Genomic DNA, 15,922 nt, shown 5'->3' with positions numbered 1-15,922 from the left:
GGGCCTTACGCCTCCTTTTTCTGCTTGTCGCGGGCGGCCTTGGCGGCAAGCGCCGCACGGACCTTGGCCGCTTTCTCGGGATCCATGGCGGCGAGCTTTGCCTCTATCTCGGCAACCTTGAGTGCGGCCTTCGCAGCAGCCTCATCGTGCTGAGCATCGGAGCCGGCAGCCGCAGCGGGCTGAGCAGCGACGCCCGCGGCATCGCCGGCGCTCGCAGCGCCCTCCCCTGAAGCAGCCGCAGCCGCGGCGGCCTTCTCGGCCGCGGCCTTGCGCGCCTTGGCCTCGGCAGCGGCACGGACCTTCATGGCTTTCTCTCGCGCAGCCTTCACCTCGGGCGTGATAACGCTCATGGGTTCAGCGGTCGAGACCTGGTAGAAAAAGCCCTTAAAGTCGATCTGCATATCGGTAATGGCAAGACCAAACAGGTCGTGGGCCTCATTTTCAAACGGGAACACCGCGGGGTAATACGAGCTGATGGACGGAATCTCCTGGTACTGGTCGATGCCCTCAACCACCAGATTCTCGATCGCATAGCTGCCGTCCTGCGCAATATGTTCCTGAGCAGCACGAACGTTGATAAACGTATAGACCAAGCGATACGAGCCGTCGTCGACGTTGCGCTCGGCGTGCATTTGCACAAAGCGCGCGCCGACGCCCTTGAGCGCCTGGACATGCGACAGGAGCTCGTCGATCCCGACGGTGGTATAGATAGCCTTTTGCATTACTCGGCCTCCTTCGCAGCAACGGGCGTGGCGGGCGTCCCAGCGGCCGTGTCGCCGGCCCCCGCAGCTGCCACAAACCCGTCCTCGCCCAGCTCAACGCCACCGTCCCAGGTAGCGGCACCGCCTACGGTGAGCGGATCGCCACCGGCGCGCATCACGGTCTCCTTCTGGTCCAAGATGCCGCACGCCTCCACGATGGCATCGATCACCGTCTCGGGGCGAATGGCGCACCCGGGCGCGTACACGTCCACGGGAATCGCGCGATCCACGCCGCCGATCACGTTGTAGGCATCGCGGAACACGCCGCCCGAGCACGCGCAGATGCCGCAGGCCACCACGCACTTGGGCTCGAGCATCTGGTTGTAGATCTGGCGCACGACGGGCAGGTTCTGGGCATTGACCGAGCCCGTCACCAAAAAGATGTCCGCATGCTTGGGGTTGCCGGTGTTGACCACACCAAAGCGCTCCGCATCGAACAGCGGCGTAAGCGAGGCCAACACCTCGATATCGCATCCGTTGCAGCTCGAGCCGTCGTAATGAATAACCCACGGCGAGCGCGACATTTTATGATCCATGGATGCCGCCTCCTAAATAAACACGTCGACGAGGATGGGCATAAGGTTGAGCAGGCCAAACACCAGCGCCACGCCCCAGCCGAGCTTAAAGCAGCTGCGCCAGGTGCTGCGGGCAAAGGTGTTGTCGATCAGGACCTCGACAAAGTACGTCGCAGCCATCACGACCAGGGCGACGACCCAGCTCACCGGGTTGTCCCAAACAAAGAACATGCCCACCCACATCAAAAACAGCACGGTCTCGCACCAGTGCATAAGGGTCATCTTGGCCAGCGTGCCGCCGCTCATCTCGGTGGCGACGCCCTGGACAATCTCCTGATGCGCGTGATGCGAATACGAAAGATCGAACGGCGACTTGCGCAGCTTGATGGTAAGCACCGCGAGCAGTGCGAGGAAGATGGGCGCGCTGTACACGATGATGGGGGCCGACTGCCCCGTCACGGCGATGGAATCAAAGCTGTCGGTGGCAAGGTACAGGCCCACGCTCATCAGCAGAACGGCGGGCTCGTAACTCATAACCTGCAGCAGCTCGCGGTCGGCGCCAACCTGGGCAAACGGGCTTTGCGTCGAGGCGGACGCCAACACCACAAAGATCGCGGCGAGCGTCACCATAAAGGCGCACAGCAGTGTGTTGGAACCCGACACAAAGATGCCGCCACCCACAACGGTAAAGATGAGCGCACATGCCATATAGGTATCGTCCATGGTGTTTACGCTGGCAGGGGCCTTGCGCAGGAGCTTGGCCACATCGTAGAAGGGTTGCAGCAGGCGCGGGCCCACGCGGCCCTGCATACGGGCCGAAAGTTTGCGATCAAGACCGTCGATCAGGCCGCCCACAAGCGGCGCCAGCAAGGCAAACGCCACGGTGCCAATAAAAATACCCACGACGCCCGAACCTTCAAAATACTTACCGCGCAGCACCGAGGGCGCGCTCATGGCAAGCCGCTCGGGCCCAATCCACGCGCAACACAGCAGCGCAAACAAGATAATGCTGCAGCATACGACGCTACCCGCGGGGCCAATACGCTTCTCGCCAAGGGCGTCCTCCGAGTACCAATTGCGCTTTTCGGCCTTCACCTCGCGTCCCATCGAGCCGCGGAAATGGCGGTAATTGTCGGTTCCCACACCCGAAAGATATACGTTTACGTGCGGTTTGTTGCTCACGCGGAATGAAGTCAGCAGCACCACGGCGATAAACGCCACGATAACCACCATCAGATACATGGAGTCCTTGCCAATAACGTACGGCACGCGGCCAAACACCATGGCCAAGTAAGGCGACACCAGGCCGCTCGAGATGAGCGGGAACGCCACGCAGCAAAGAATCAGCAGCGCGGCGATGGTGTTGAGGGCCATCCATTCGGTCTTATGGACATTGACCTCAACGTTTTGAGCCGTGGGGTCGACGCCCGAAAGCTTGGCAAGCCACTTGCCCCAGAAGAAGAACGTCGCGGCCGAGCCAAAGGCAAGCACCATGATCATGAGCACGTTGCCGGTCTGCGCGAACGCCACCAGGGCGCCCCACTTGGACACGAGCATGCCAAACGGTGCCACGAACATGCCCATGATGCCCAGCATCATCAGACGCGTAAGGTGCGGCATGCGGCTGAACATACCGTCCATGTCCTCGATATTGCGGCTGCCGATATGATGCTCGGCCGTGCCCACGCACAGGAACAGCAGCGACTTGGCCACCGTGTGGAACAGGATCAGGAAGATGGCGGCCCATACGGCCTCGGGCGCGCCGACACCCAAGCAAGCACTGATGAGGCCCAAGTTGGAAATGGTGGAGTACGCGAGGACGCGTTTGGCGTTGCTCTGCGAGATGGCCATGAGGGCAGCGAGCAAAAACGTGATGGCACCCACGCTCGTGACCATAAAGCCGGTCACGGGATAGATGGCATAGAGCGGGCTGAGCTTGACCATCAGGAACACGCCGGCTTTGACCATGGTTGACGAGTGCAGCAGGGCACTCGTGGGCGTGGGGGCAACCATGGCACCCAATAGCCAAGTGTGGAACGGCATCTGTGCGGCCTTGGTGAGCGCGGCAAGCGACAGCAACAGGACCGGCATCACCAGCAGCGCGGATTGCGCGGTTCCGGCGCTGGAAAGCTCGATCATGCCCGAGATGGTCAGCGGCATGCCGTTAACGTGCAGGTACATGAGTCCGGCCAAAAACGCGATGCCGCCCAGCATGTTGAGGATGATCTGGGTGAAAGCGTTTTTGATGGCCTCGGGCGTGCGCGTGTAGCCAATCATGAGGAACGAGCACACGGTGGTGATTTCCCAGCCACAGAACAGCCACTCAAGGTTGTCGCTTGTCACGATGACGAACATGGCCGAGAGGAACAGGAACATAAGCGCCAGGAACTGCGGGCGTCGGTCGGGCGCCGCCTGCCCGCGCAGCGCTGCCTCGTGCTCGTCGTGGGCCTGGAAGTCCTTCATGTAGCCCAGGGCGTACACGCAGATAAGGCTGCCGACAATGCCGACGGCAAGCACCATGATCACACTCATGTAATCCAGGTAGAGCGGCGTTGCCGTGACGGCTTCGGCCGCGGGCAGCGTCATGGCTGCAAAGGCGAGCGAGCCCACCAGCTGGACTATGCCGAGCACCGTGGTGAGCGCGTTCCTATATTTGTACGCGTTGTACAGGATGACAGCGCACAGGATGACGTCGATAACGGAACTGATGATCGAGAGCACATGCGAGGTGCCGGGGGCAACCTCAAAGCTCTGCGGACCCGTGCCAAAAAACATGACGGCGACTACAACTGTCACCGCCATAATAATGCCGGAGCCTATGAGCCCCGCCGCATCGCGGGCGCGGTCACCGCGCGCGAGCAGCATGCCCAGCGCCGGTACCAGCGGAAACAGGGTAAGGAAATACAGTAGCGTCATACCATCACTCCCCCATGCTAAAACGCTGCAATTGTTTAACGTTATAGCTCAATTGAGGAGTAGCGGCGGCGGGTTTTCGGTCAACTGGGGAGTTTTAGGCGTACGGGGTAAGGGCACGCCCGCATTGGAGCAGAGGGGCGGCAAGAAAAATGCGCCCCTGTGGGTGCACCATCCCGTTTGCTATTCCGCCTTTTTAACGCGCGGCTTGCGACCGCGCGGCTTATCGACCAGTGCGGACTCACCGCTCTCGCGGTACTGACGGCACCAAGCCTTGACCGAAGACTCGCTAGGAATCTTGTGCTTGATCATGGCCTCGCGAACCGTTAAGCCGTTTTCCAAGCGGTCCTTGACCACGGCGAGCTTAACTTCGTACGAATAGGTGTGATGATGCGAACCGGCGTTGAGAACGGCGTCGGCACCGCCCACGGCATATGCGCGGGCCCACTGACGAGCCGTGGCCTGGGGAATGCCGAGCTCCGCGGCGAGGGCGCGATGACCGACCCCCTCTTGGAGGACCTCGACGGCGCGCTGCCTAACCTCGGGCGCATGCGTGCGAGTCCTTGTTGCTTCCGACATACCTGCCACTTCTTAGCCTTAACCGTTAATCTGCTTTCTTACGTGCATGTTAGATAGTAGCATTTTGCTGTTTTGCGCGTAACAGTTAATTGAAAATCGTACGGCGGCATCTGGGCATTTGCCATTAATTTGCAACAGTTCTTTAGGTTTTATTTACGCAGCTAGTTAGCTCGCGGCTCATTGACGGTGTTTTACCAACCAGATTGGTATCTTTTTGTTTGGCTGGTATGGTTTGTGTAATTATTAACCCCTCTTCAGCCCGCACCTACATGTCAACTTTCCACTTACTTTCCAGCTTTCCACCTAGCTTTCCAGCTTTCCACTTAACTTACCACCTAAGGTGGAAAGCTGGAAAGCTAGGTGGGAAGCTGGGGCAGCAGCAGGCCAGGAGAACAAGAAAAGGGGCGGCAACCGGGTGGTTGCCGCCCCCTTTGCGAAGCCAGTTGGCTTCGGAACTAGTGGTCGATGCCGTTGAGGTTCACCCTCGTGAGCGTATAGGTCACATAGTCGGGCGATTGAGGCGTTGCGCTCGCCACGTCACCCTTAACCAGGCTCGCTGTCATCACCAAGCGATAGTTCGCGTAGAACTGCTCACGCTGTTCAACCTGCGTGTTGACCTTAACGGTAAAGGGCAGGCTAAACGTCGTATTACCGTTCTTCGTTTTGAACTTGCCGTTCTCCTTCGAGTCAGTGAAGGTGATCGTGCTACCGGAGGGAGCGACCGCGGCAAGCTTACTCTCCGTCACTGTTACGTAGTTTGAGATATCATCCGTTACGCTCTCATACGTGCCGTCGGTTCCGCGGCGCTGAAGCGAGAGCGTGTACACAACAGAGTCTGCGTTCGCAATTGCCTCGGCGGCGTTGCTGAGTCCACCCAGTTCATACGTGGCACCCAGACCAATCGTGCCATTCGCGATCGGACGCAGGTCGTCCACGTTAATGCCAAGCTGCGACTTATCTGGCGCAGAAAGCGTAATGGTCGTATCACCCGTGTCCATGCGATAGTACCCGACGTTACCGCGCTTCGTCTGCGTCAGGCTCGAGGTATTAAGGCCTTCCTTACGCGTCGAAAGCTTGGCGGTATAGGACATCTTGGTACAGGCGTCCTCGCCAGACTGCTTGGACAGGGAGATAACCTTGTTGCAGCCGTCCGGCGTAAGGCGAATCTCTTCCACTACCGTACGCACGGTAAAGGATCCGCCCGCTGCACGCTTGCGGATTCCGGCAAGGTCATGGTCGAGCGTGAGCCTCAGTGAGTCATCACCCGTATCCGTCACAATCTGTGTAAACGCAGGCGTCGAAGCGTCATACGGCTCCCAATCGCTGCCACTCCACCTGTAGTTCTGATTGCCGATGGCAACATAGAACTTCGCAATTGCCGAAGTTCCGCTCGGGAAACTGCTTACTCCCATTAGGTTGTTGTTGGCGCCATAGCGACACAGCGATGTATCGAGCTGATAGAACAGATGGTCGCTCTCTGTATAGTATTGGCTCGGGCTAAACGTAACCGTATCCATGACATCGAGAGAAAGAACGTAGGCGGCACCGTCCTCCGACTTCGAAACCGGAATGCACGCCCCATCTTTTTTGTCGACTACATTCTGCTCATAATTGGACAAGATGCTGTATGTCGATGCCGTACTGTTTTGAATATCGTCGCTGCCATCGGTGCGTAAAACATGATGCAGATTCCAAGATATGCGGCCACCCGAAGAATTCGAGTCAATAGACGAAGCCGTAAAACCGTTGATACTAGCTTGCGTCACGCCGTCGCCCGACTTGGGCACGTTGACAACTAGGTAGACGCTCTCCGATGCACGCTTCTCTCTGCCGGTATCCTTCTCCTTGGGTACCTTTAGCGTATAGCGACTGTTGCTGGGAACGTCAGCACCCGCAACCTTAAACAGCGTCCACTTGCCATCGAGTTTCGCTTTAGCGGTCGCCTCTGCCTCGTTATCACACACGGTCCATGTGCCGGCGCCATCCTGCGTGGCCGACACACCCAAGATCTCGCTCAGCCATCGCTCCTGATATGGATTGCCCGCAGAATCCTTAAAGCCGTCGTTTCCGCTCAGGGAAACGCTCGTTGCTCCGCCTTCGCCCACCGTATAGTGATACTCTCTGCCACCGGCCTTGCCATCAACGTTCGCATCGATGAGCGTAAGCTGGGTGCCCTGGGGCAACCTTCCGTCGGCACCATTGAAGAGGATACTCTTGCCGAGCCCCTTCATCGAGCCGCCAGCAGCCATATAGCTGTCCCAGCCAAAGTCGACTTCCTTCCCATTGGCAGAATTGTATGTCCAGGTAAGCAGACCCGTCATCGGCTCGCCAAAGCTCGTAAGCACGTGTGCATCTTTTCCAAGGTTAGCGTAGTCTTTTTCTTTAAATTGAGTGCCGTAATCATACGTTGCAGTGAAATCGATCTCGAGCTTGCGCTTAACGATGATCGGCACCTGAACGTTGTAGCTCTGACCCGCCTCGGTAAAGGTAACGGTCAGGAGCGTAAAGCGACCTTTGCCGTTGTCCCAATCGGAGCTTGGGCTAAACGACATATTGTTCTTGCCATTGTTCACTACGCGAAGCGTGGGATTGTTCGACGCGTCACCGTCTTTAACGAACACACCGTCCTTGAGTTGGAAAACCTCTGCTTTGGCCGTCACGTGCGGATTGGTGCCATTCTCGTTATTCAATCTGCAGGCATCGGAGAAGCCGCCGTTCGTGACGATGTTTAGATAGCTCTTGACCGTCGTGTTGTCGTTGCCAGAGATCACCAAAACGGGGAAATCCGCTGTGGCTTGGTTGCTGCTTGTATCATTATTCGAATTGAACTTACTGGCCACGGATGAGGCATCGTAGCTCGACTTATTTTGATAGGCGCCGTTGTCATTAATGCCGCCGATATTCGTGTAGGTGTAGCGATCGGCAACACCGGTGCCTGCCTCGCTCTGGACGGTCGCCGCGGTGTCGATGGTGGCGCCGTCGCCAAACAGGTAGCGATCGGTGGTGTCGTTGTCGGAGGCACGCGCCGCCAGCGTGCTTACGGGGCTCGTGGTCACATACGGGCTCGCTGCCGTGGTGGCGGTATTGTCCGCGCCGTAGAGCGTGATCCCCTTGTCAGGTGCTTCCAGTGTGTCGTTATAGTCACCAAACGCGATATACGACTTCATGTTTACGGCGGCCGCATTGGTCGTGTAAACCATCGGCGGCAGATCACGCGTGGTCTTGCCGTTGCCGAGCTTTACGTTCACGCCCGCTGCGGAGAGGCTATAGCCGTTTGTGTCAACCTCGCCTAAGAGCACGCCCTGCTTAGAGCCCAATTTGTAGGTATTGCTGTCCATGAGCACGTTTACCAGATGGAACTGGCCGCGTCCGTCGCCCGCAATGCCGCCGTTGGAGGTTCCGCCAAACGTTGTGTTAGATACCTTTGTGTTGGTGACGTTGATGACGTCGGCACCGCTGTTAATCGCGCCAAGTAGACCGCCGCTCCACCTGCCCTTGATCGTGGCGCTCTCAATCGCGATATTGTTGCAGGCTATGTTCACATTGCTGAAGTAGTAGCCGATAAGTCCGCCCGAGCATTGGTCGGTGCCGGCAATGTTGATATTCTCGACGCTACAGTCCTCAAACCAGTACGTGTTGGGGCTGCCACTGCTCGTGACCTCGCCAATCAAGCCGCCCGCATTACGGATGCTATTGTTCGTTCCGGTGGCATCGCCGATGATGGCGCTCTTGGCATCGCCTCCGGCATCAATGCGCACGTTGCTTATAGAAATAACGCCTCTATAGGCGCTTCCGACCACACCGCCGGCGCCCATGTACTTATCGGTGTTCGACCCGGTGGCGAGTACATTTACCCCAGAGATGACTGCCGTGCTCGATGCGACGGCTTCCGTGATGCCAATTTTGGTGTTCACCGATACGTTACTGGAGGTATAACCGAACACGCCGCCCACGTAGGGTGTTGTACCCGTGGCGGTTATGGTCGAGTTTTTGCCAATAGTCTTCTCGTATACCCCTGTGGCCGCGGTTGTCCACACGCCGCACGGCGAGGCGATCGCACCCACATAGCCGCCAACGTACTTCTCGCCCGTGACGCTAAGGCCAGTGTATGAGCAGTCACAGAGATTCGCGGGCGCCTGCGTGCCGGAGCCGAAATTGACCATATAGGTCACGTCGTTATCCGTCCTTCGGCTGGTACGGCCCGAGCTGCCAAGAAGCCCTCCTACGCTCTTTGCGCCCAACACGGTGCAGTTCTTCATCTGTACGTTGCGGTAGACGCCACGCGTGTTGCCGTCGTAGTTGGCCGTTGCGCCCGCCAAAAGGCCGGTGCCGATGAGGTCGTTCGATGCCGGTCCCGAGGCAATGCTACCGTTGGCGTCTTTGTACGTGAGCGATACGTTGCAGTTACTAAAGGTGAGGTCTTTGACCTGAGCGCCGTCATTCGCGGTGACGCTCTGCCCCACATTGGTTGAGGTGAACATCACGGTGCTGAATAGGCCGCCCACGCCCGAGACCTTATAGTCGTCATCGGCATATTCGACGACGCCGTAAGTGGCATCTTTGGTGCCCACCGTGATGGTGGCCCCGTTGCCGTCGATCGTTGCCACGTGCGGCGTGATGCGGTCGCGATCGGTGGACGCCTCGTTCGAGCTGCAAGCATTGGAATAGTAACGGCCGCTGAGACCCACGTATCCCGTGCCGTAGCCAGTCATATCATAGGTGGCATTTTCCTTGAACTCCAGGCTCATGCCGATCGATTTCGACGCGCACACGTAGCCCGTTTGGTAGTCGGCAGCGTAGGACGCCACCAGGTAGGGCGAATTTACATCGTCATCATGGTTGAGCGGGCCGTGCCACCCCTGTTTGCCCGGGGCCTTCTGGTCATCGTTTTTGGCGGTTTCGAAATCGCCGGAAGCGCTCGCAGGCTTGCCCACGCAGTCGTAGCTGGCATTTCGCACCTTACCATATTCCTTGTTGCCAAACAGGTAGCCGTTTATCGCCGGGTCCTGCTTATCGCTGCCCCAGTACGCCTTGGAGCCGCGGAACACGCCATAATTAGCGTAGTCAGTATGTGCCGCTCCAGCACCCGCACCCGAGCTAATGATGGCCGAGAGCACCAAAAGGCCCTGGGCGTTTTCCACCGTGGTCACGGGTGCCTCGGCATCAGTGCCGATATACTTGTTGTCGGTGCCCGTGGTAGTGACGCAGGCAGCTCCCTTGTTTGTGAGCTCGTTGATCTTGTAGTTAGCGTTACCGTTTTCGACTTTGCAGCCCTCGCTAAAGGCATAGCCATCAATCACACGACCAACGTAGGGATTGTCGTACTGCCGGAAGTTGCCCGTTCCAAGACCCTGAGACTTGTCGCTGGTTCCAGCGCGCCAAGACGTCCCTGACATATTGCGGAAGATCACACCGCCGCCCGCAATGGCACCAACGTAACCGCCGATGGGAACAAGATGTGGCTTAGTTCCGCCACCAGCAACCGTAAAGCCGGTTGTGGAGTTATCGGGCGTTGTCCCATTCACGGCCACACCGTCGATAATGTTATCGCCGCCAAGGATGCAGCCGATAACGCCACCGAAGAACGACGTCGGAACACCGTCGGCATCCTTGGCAGAATAAGTAATAGTCGCCGACGCGTTCACATAGCGAATATTCAGATCGCGCACCACGCTGCCGTAACTATAGGGAATAAGGCCGCGAAGCGAACCCTCGTTATTCTCTATCTTGATGGTTGCCTTTTTATCACCTTTAGGGTTGCCAACGATGACGCCACGGAACGGGTTGGCTTTGTTGCCAAAACCGCCAAACGATGCGCCGTCGAGGGTGATCGTATTACCCCCGGTAGGTTCAATACTGTAGTACGCGCTTTGGATATAGCGGTGCATCATCTCGTCGGAAAGTGTGGCCGAAGGATCAGTGGTGTCGCCGGTCTTCTTTTCCCACTTCTTCCCAGTGTCTTTCGCCTGCTTATAGACGTACGTAACCTCATTGTCGGTTTTATTGTCGCTGCGGCGAGTACAGAGCGTACTCTGGTTGACGGCAATGGTGACCTCCCAACCGTCGAGCGCAGTTTGGTTGTTGATGTAGTTGGCGATGGCGTTCATCTCAGTCGCGTCCTTAACGGCATACGGATCGCCATATGTGCCGCATCCCTCTACCAGCTTTGGAATGCGCTGGTTGACTTTAATTTCATGATATTGGACGCCGCTCTCGGTGGCCTTTCCCTTATAAACATAAGGAAGATAGCCACCAAACCAAGGCCTGACGTCACCGTCCTTCTTACCATCAACCGTCACATAGCCGCTCACGGCACCATACGTCGCTTCGTCGTAATACCAAAGCTGCTTGCCCGGGTACTCCGTACTCCCATCAATCTCAGATCCGTATGTCACCTTGCCTGCATCGGCATCGGCATCGGCCTTAGTAAAGGTGTAGTCCGCAGAGCCCGTGCTCGTGCTTCCGTAGCCAAAACTCTCCAGCAGGCTCGCATGGGTGAAGATCGTTTTATTCTTTTGGCTGGGCAAGCTGATTTGCTCAAACTTTGCCGTCACCTGATCGGCCTCACTGCCTACACCAAGCTTTCCGAACAGCGACGTAGCCGCCTTGGTGTCACTCGTGTACCCAGTAGTCTTGATATTCTTCGCGTTCAGGCTCACGTACTTCTGCATCTCGTTGATGAGCAGAGGCATATAGGCGTTAGCATCCGTGGCGCTGTTGGCGCCGTCGACAATCAGATTGTTGAGCGTAAGACCATCAATTGAGATCTTTCTAATCTTGGTGCCATTGCCGTCGCTGGACCCATACACGTAGCGGCACACGAGCGCGCCCGAAGAGCTTCCGCTTGCTCCATCAGTGTCTTCAGAGCTCTTTCCGTCATTAATAACGGGCCCAACAGTACCACGCAAAGTGACGTTTTTTACTGTGAGATCGCCGTTTGCCACCGTTCGAAAAAGACCGCAGTGCATGTTCTCGTGCTGGGTAGCATCGGAATTTAGCTTGTTGCCATTCTGCTCGGCCTTGATCTTGGAGTAACAGAAGGTAATGGTCGCATTCTCAACCGTCACCTCTCCGCTCGGCTGAGTTGGATAATAGCTGTAGCCGGCCAAATCGATTGTACCCGTTATGGTTATGGAATCATCGAGCCCTGTCGTGCCATTGGGAACGATTGTCGAACGAATACCTTCGGGAGCATAACGGTAAGCAGACCATAAGAGCAGCTTTTCCGCTGTATCGATTTGACTGCCACTAAAGCCGCCTTCACAATTCTTAGAGGCTATGTCGAGGTTGTAGAAGTAGCGGGTATTGCCGTTCGTATTCTGGCTTCGACCGAAAGACGAGCGATTATGGTAGCTGTTGTCTTTTGTGGAATCGCCGTCCATGTCCAGCTTGTTTTTCTGTGTGTGTAGCGAAACGACCGTGTTCCAGTCGGCGTCCATGAGCTTGCTGCCGTTGTTTGGTTTTACACCGCTGCCAACCCATTCATCGAAGGACGTTACGCCCGACGCAACGATGGCCCCCTCGCCGGTGGGCACCCTATAGGCGGTATCCCAATAAGCCCTGTCCTCCAAGTACAGGCCTAGGTAGCTCTCGACGCCATATGTCGTCTTATCATCCACCTTGCAGCCGCGGCAAACTAGAACGCCGAGCGTCTGAGCGGCGCCCGCATTAATGGTTGTGCCCGAGAGATCGATGGCATAGTTGTTGATAATCCAGTGGCCGCTCGCGGCGTATACAAGACCACCGAGTTCCTTGGAATCATCCGCAGTCGCGGTTATAGAAGCGTTGGTCGTTTTCAGAGCATAAGAGTTTTCATTCTTGTTAATGCTCTCATCTCCGATAGTTACGACCGCGTTGCCCCAGCTATAACCCAAGAAACCACCCGTGCCATTGAGCTTATCGCCGTTCCTGCCGACTTTCATTTCGAATGAATTGAACGAAAGGCCCGAAATGTTCACGTACTTATCAGCTGAGTTGGCTATTGTCCCTGCATTGTAGGTACTCTGTGCGATGCAGCCGATAAGACCACCGACTTGGGCAATCTTGCCGCCGGCGCAATCGCCAGTTTCGATTGATCCGGCGACTTCGAGGCCCGCAACATTGAATGACGAGCCATAATCGCCCGCATAACCAATGGCGCCGCCAATGCGACTATTGCCGTTAAGCGTTTTAGTTGCAGCGATGGTCGCTTGAGCCTTGCTGTTATCCTTAAACGCAACCGTAGAAGCCGCCAGCACGCTGCCCGCAATACCGCCAATGTTCACGTCATTGGCAAACGTATCATCGCACGCGATATTCGTTTTGCACGTTACGCCAGACAATGACAGGTTGCCGACGATGGCACACGCAAGCGACCCGGCATCGATAGCCGAACCGTTATCGAACTTCATGGAGCCAGCGATTGTGACGTTGGAGATGGTTGCACCGTTGACGGCCGCGAACAAGCCCAAGCGGCCGTGGCGGTAGATTTTGCCGTTGCCGTTGCTCGTGTTATTGCCGTCGAGCACGTCTTCACCACGCTTGCCGTACGCCTCGCCGACGGCAAGATTGATTGTGCCGCCACCGTTCAACGTTCCCGAGAAAACTTGCGAGCCGTCTGCACGATCCTGCGTGAAACCCGTCAGGCCCGTGCCCTTGAGATCAATAGTGCCGTTCACCGTAATGGTCGAGGACTGCAAGCCGTTAAGGTTGTTTTCGGTAACGCCGTCAACCATCGAGTAGTAGCCGTTGGTTTGCCAGGTAATCGCAAGCTTGGCGAAATCCTCAGCTGTGGTTAGGGCGTAGGCACCGTTAGCTGCCGTCAGCGAATCCGGCAAGGTCAACTTATGAGTGTCCACATCAAGCTTAATGAAGTCGCCGCCCAGACGAACAACTTCACCGTAGGTCGCGATGTCGTCCGTCTTTGAGGCTGAGTTGCTACGCTTGAAGGTCCAGACCGCAGCGCCCTTGTCTCCCAGATCACCATTAGAGCCATTGCCGGCAGCGAAGATCAGCGCGTTGTGGTTCTCGTATACGAGCTGACCCGTCGTGGCGTTCTCGGCAAAACTTGCGCCCGACAGATCCGTGATGCCGCTGAATTTGATTACAGCATTCCACGCGGATCCCGCAATTCCCGCGGCACGGTTGCTTTGCGCCTTACCGATAGGATTGTCGCTTGTAAGTTTGAAATCTCGCACGTCAAGGACATTGCGCGTATCGACAACGCCCACGGCGCCACCGAACTTTCCGGTACCCGTTCGCGCCGAAGCATCTCCCTTGCACGCAACCGTCACGCCGTTGAAGACAACGGCAACGGGCTGCGAGTTAGGATTTGCGCTATCGCCAACATAGCCAACAACGCCGCCTGCGTCGGACAACTTGCTCGCAAGGTCAAACTCAATTGAGCACGTATTCTTATTATCTGCATCCTTTTCAACAACAAAGGCGCGCAAAGCGCCGTCGTCGTCCGTTTTCGTCGCGAACACCTTGCCGACAAGGCCGCCGTAGCTGCCGTTGACACTAACATCTTCTGGTAAGGCGAGTTTGCTCTTATACGTCCCGCCTTGCACCACGATGTCTCCATTAGAGATATCGGCCATGCCAAAAAGAGCGCCGGCGCGCTGCGACGCACCAAGAGTCACAAGGTCGCCCAGGTCGAACATATTGGACGTAACGGCAAATCCTTGCGCAAAGCTCACGTCGCCGATAACGCCACCAGAGCAAGCGCTGTTCTCGTCGCCAATATTTAGAGGACACCCAATCTGCTTATTATCCGCGCCCAGTGTGAGCACGGTCGCTTTACCAATAAAACCGCCGCTGGCAGTTGTGCCCTTGACGGTGAGCGCGTGTAGGTCGAGAGCTTTCGCGACGTTGACCATGGCACCCGTGCTCGAGCCAACGAGTCCTACAACGCCACCGGCGGAGCCGTTCGTAGACTGGACGGTGGCGGTGGGAACGTTTGCCAGAGTGCCAATGCTCAGGGTCGCACCGTCCTTGACTTCGCCTACGAGCAGGCCAGCGTTGCCAGAGCTCGTTTTGACGGCTCCGCCTGAGGTCAGATCGTTGGGGAACGTGACGGACTCAACCGTCAAGCTCCCGCTCTCGACCGTGTTGGCAATCAAGCCAATGTTGCCCGTCGCATTCGCGTTGAGATTCTTTCGAGAATCGGTGAGGCTATAGGTAACGTTCGCAGCAAGGTCGCCCGTCGTCGCACCCAGGAGGGGTGCCGTCAAGGCGGAAGTCGCATCCTTCACATCAACGTTCACGGGTTCCACGATGTCAACCGACGCGATGAGTGTCTTGCTCTCTTCGCCGTTTTCCGCACCGCTGACCTTCGAAGCGACCATCGGTGCGCTATAGCTAGTCGCGCCTACCCACTTTATCCTGACCGTTTTGTTTTGGTCAGACAGCTTGAGGTTATTAAAAACCGTCCGATCAGTCGTAAGCTCGACGGGACTATCAACGTCCCTATAGATCCTGCCTTCAAACGGACATTCATCACTGCCAAGACCCTGGAAAGACATGCCGTTATTAGCCGACTCGGTGAGCTTCGCATCGCCCGTGATGATAACCTTGATCTGCGCATCATAGTAAAGCGAAGCGTCGGCGTTAGACAGGACAGCGAACGCCTCCGACGACTTGACATCGAGGCTTCGGATTCCGCTCTCGTCGTCTTTGCGCACGATGCTTTCCGCGCCGTTCTTCTCGAGCAGCTCGACGAGCTTATTCAAATCCGTGATCGTCGCACCCGCCTGGGCATCAGCGTCCTCCGAAGTCGCATCATCGGCATCTTGCTCGGCGTCGTCAGCGGCGGCATCGTCAGCGGCATCGTCGCCTTCCGTCTGGTCGCCCGTGGAATCGGAACCAGTGGCGCTATCGGTGGTATCGCCTGCTGCAGCGTCATCCTTCACCGCGTCATCCCCAGCACTGTCGCTGTCGGCGCCGGCATCACTCGACCCAGACCCGATCGTGACATCGCCGTTGGTCTCGCCGCTCTCGGCAGTATCCAACGCCTTCGCAGATGCGGCAGCAATCTCGTTCGAGATGTTCTGCCAGCCTGCCGCCACAGCAGCCACCGTGGGCGAGCATGCTTGGAGCACCATGACCACCGTCATGAACTCTGCGAATATGCGCTTTGCCGTTCTCATCGATTCCGTACCTCTTATCCTAAAACTC

The 15,922-nt window shown here is 57.1% G+C and carries 5 protein-coding genes; all 5 read right to left on the bottom strand.

From position 1 onward, the window contains the following. Positions 1-5: 5 nt before the first annotated feature. Complete coding sequence (locus DWV58_RS06840) at positions 6-722, bottom strand: NADH-quinone oxidoreductase subunit C (RefSeq protein ID WP_117776623.1); 717 nt, start codon at positions 720-722, stop codon at positions 6-8. Beyond that, positions 722-1,297 carry an NADH-quinone oxidoreductase subunit B family protein gene (locus DWV58_RS06835; protein WP_117776622.1) on the bottom strand — a complete coding sequence of 192 codons (576 nt, stop codon included), beginning with the start codon at positions 1,295-1,297 and terminating at the stop codon, positions 722-724. Before DWV58_RS06835 ends, DWV58_RS06840 begins: the two co-directional genes overlap by 1 nt. Positions 1,298-1,309: 12 nt before the next feature. Continuing rightward, positions 1,310-4,192, bottom strand: coding sequence for a proton-conducting transporter membrane subunit (locus tag DWV58_RS06830; protein ID WP_117776621.1), 2,883 nt, complete (start codon positions 4,190-4,192; stop codon positions 1,310-1,312). Between the two features lie 180 nt (positions 4,193-4,372). Further along, a complete protein-coding gene (locus DWV58_RS06825) occupies positions 4,373-4,768 on the bottom strand; it encodes a helix-turn-helix domain-containing protein (protein WP_117564058.1) in 396 nt (131 codons plus the stop codon). A gap of 455 nt (positions 4,769-5,223) precedes the next feature. After that, positions 5,224-15,894, bottom strand: coding sequence for a hypothetical protein (locus tag DWV58_RS06820; RefSeq protein ID WP_117776620.1), 10,671 nt, complete (start codon positions 15,892-15,894; stop codon positions 5,224-5,226). Positions 15,895-15,922: the final 28 nt, after the last annotated feature.

The sequence above is a fragment of the Collinsella sp. AF11-11 genome, assembly GCF_003465485.1.
Lineage (GTDB): Bacteria > Actinomycetota > Coriobacteriia > Coriobacteriales > Coriobacteriaceae > Collinsella.
Note: the sequence above shows the minus strand (reverse complement) of the source record. Positions and strands in the feature narration are given on the sequence as shown.